Source organism: Caballeronia humi (assembly GCF_001544475.1).
Classification (GTDB): domain Bacteria; phylum Pseudomonadota; class Gammaproteobacteria; order Burkholderiales; family Burkholderiaceae; genus Caballeronia; species Caballeronia humi.
In genome coordinates this window covers 1-533 of sequence record NZ_FCNW02000260.1, presented here as the reverse complement: position 1 = coordinate 533, position 533 = coordinate 1, and the positions used below count along the sequence as shown (strand labels likewise).

Annotated in this window: 1 protein-coding gene; it reads left to right on the top strand. The window is 59.8% G+C overall.

The features are described from left to right. The coding region (locus AWB65_RS35325) for an aldehyde dehydrogenase family protein (protein ID WP_125474320.1) at positions 1 to 533 on the top strand (533 nt) is incomplete at both ends.

Here is a 533-nt window from a genome sequence, read left to right as displayed (position 1 = left end):
GAAATGGGTCCGCTCGTGACCGGTGCGCATCGTGCGAAGGTCGAAGGCTATATCGATGCGGGCGTAAAGTCAGGCGCCAAGCTGATTGTCGACGGTCGTGGACACACAGTCGAAGGCCACGAAAACGGCTTCTTCCTCGGCGGCACGCTGTTCGACGACGTCAGCACCGACAGCACCATCTACAAGGAAGAGATCTTCGGACCGGTGCTTTGCATCGTGCGCGTGCCGGATTTTGCGAGCGCGGTCGAACTGATCAACCAGCATGAGTTCGCCAATGGCGTGTCGTGCTTCACATCGGATGGTGGCGTCGCGCGGGCGTTTTCGCGGCAGATCAAGGTCGGCATGGTCGGTATCAACGTGCCGATTCCTGTGCCGATGGCATGGCATTCGTTCGGCGGCTGGAAGCGCTCGCTTTTCGGCGATCACCATGCGTATGGCGAAGAAGGCATCCGCTTCTATACGCGTTACAAGAGCGTGATGCAGCGCTGGCCGGACAGCATCGCGAAAGGCGCGGAATTCACGATGCCGGTAGC